The 1,935-nt window shown below is 48.1% G+C and carries 2 protein-coding genes; both read left to right on the top strand.

Features of this window, described 5'->3' with window-relative positions; translation table 11 throughout:
* Nucleotides 1–217: 217 nt before the first annotated feature.
* Nucleotides 218–1,456, top strand: a complete 1,239-nt coding sequence (locus ATN92_RS19820) for a glutamate--cysteine ligase (RefSeq protein ID WP_056950611.1) — start codon at nucleotides 218–220, stop codon at nucleotides 1,454–1,456.
* Nucleotides 1,457–1,606: 150 nt separating this feature from the next.
* On the top strand, nucleotides 1,607–1,935 hold a 329-nt coding region (locus ATN92_RS19815; RefSeq protein WP_158106619.1), incomplete at its 3' end, for an IS6 family transposase.

Genomic DNA, 1,935 nt, shown 5'->3' with positions numbered 1-1,935 from the left:
TTTCCAACACCAAAAATTCTAGACCCGATATTATTACCCTAAAAACGAGTACCCGGTAATACTGGGTACTCGTTTTTTTGATCCTTTGGATGATCAAGCAGGGACGCGCGGAAACTCATTTCGTAATGGTAAGTCAGCTAAATAATAGGTCATAATCAGTGAACCAAGGTCGGGACTATGCTACGATAAATTTAGATTGAATCAGCGAGGTGAGTGGATGGAGTGGCAACAATTATTAATGGAAAATACGGCGTTGATCAATGCACAGATTGTTCAGATTGGGCTGGAACGGGAAGGCCAGCGGGTAACGGTGACCGGTCATTTGGCGGATACGGCATTATCACCAACACTTATCATCGAGTTGTCCGGCCTGCAACGGGACTTTGCGGAGACACAGTTGGAGTTAGTCACCCAACCGCAAGCAAGTGCGGTTGCTGCGTTGCACGCCTTAACGATGCTCACACAACAAGTCCGGCAAAGGCTTCTGCCTGAACTGATTTGGCCGCTAAGCATGCTGCCCACACTTCCACGAGAAGACCGGGATATTCCAATTGCTAAGTTGGATGCGGCCGCTGTCGCCTATCGACAAGGACTTGCTCACCGCTATGGCCGACGACGTCAAATGTTGTCAGGTGTTCACTGTAATGTGAGCTTAGCGGCTAGTCTGATGATGGGATTGTATCAGGCCCAGACAGATAGTCGTGATTTCACTACCTTTCAAAATCGCTGTTACCTGCACATTGCGCAGAATTATTTGCACTATCGCTGGCTACTGACGTATCTTTATGGCTGCTCACCACGCTGCTGGCCACAGTCTGGTCTTACGCCACCAGCCCAGCCCGTTCGAAGCTTACGCAACAGTTCTAGCGGGTATACCAATCGGCCGGGTGTTACGGTCTCGTACGCGTCGTTAAATGACTATTGTCAAACACTGCAAGCGGCCGTTGATAATGGAAAATTAAGTGCGACCAAGGAATTTTACGGTCAGGTTCGATTGCGTCATGCCGGTGGTCATTCACAACTATGTCAGAATGGGATTCAATACTTGGAATTACGTAACTTAGACCTGAACCCATGGGCCGGTGCGGGCGTTGATCTGTCCCAACTGACCTGCTTAACGTGGTTCGTTTTACTGATGCTCTGGTTACCAGTGCCAGCTAGTACGGATAATTGGATTCAGGCGGGTCAGCGCGCCAACGAACAAGTTGCCATCGAAACCCCCATGCAAGTGACTCGACAGCTAACTGAAGGCGAACAACTAGCTGACGCGCTACAAACTATGGCTACCAGTTTACATCAACCACACGCGTTGCAAGTCGCCCAACATATCTTAACTAGTCTGCACGACCCGGCCAACACACTCGCGGCCCGCTGGGAACAACAAACAAACGATTCGCTCGAACGTGCAACCCAACTTGCACTCCAGCTGGCTGCGACACCACATTTTAATGCTTGAATATACTGAAATCGGCGTACACACGTGTTGGCACGTTAGGACGCACATCGGCGGACGAACAACAAACCAACTAATAAGGGTTCTGGTGCAAATTTTCCTCGCTGACTTGATTTTAGTATACTTGGTACCAAGAAACGAGGGATTGCGCGCATGAATCACTTTAAGGGACGCCACTTTCAAAAGGACATCATCTTAGTAGCCGTTGGCTACTACTTCAGATTTAATTTGAGTTATCGTGATGTCGTTGAGATTTTACGTGATCGTGGAATTACTGTTCATCATACAACGATTATGCGCTGGGTTCATCACTACGGACCAATCTTTCAGGTGTTGTGGCGTCGGCATAAACATTCAGCTTCTCAAAGTTGGCGAGTGGATGAGACTTACATCAAGGTTAAAGGTCAATGGTGCTATTTGTATCGCGCCATTGACAATCAGGGATTAACGCTAGACTTTGAGTTACGTAAACATCGTGATTA

This window comes from Companilactobacillus bobalius (assembly GCF_009764355.1).
This window is presented reverse-complemented; position numbering and strand designations above follow the sequence as displayed.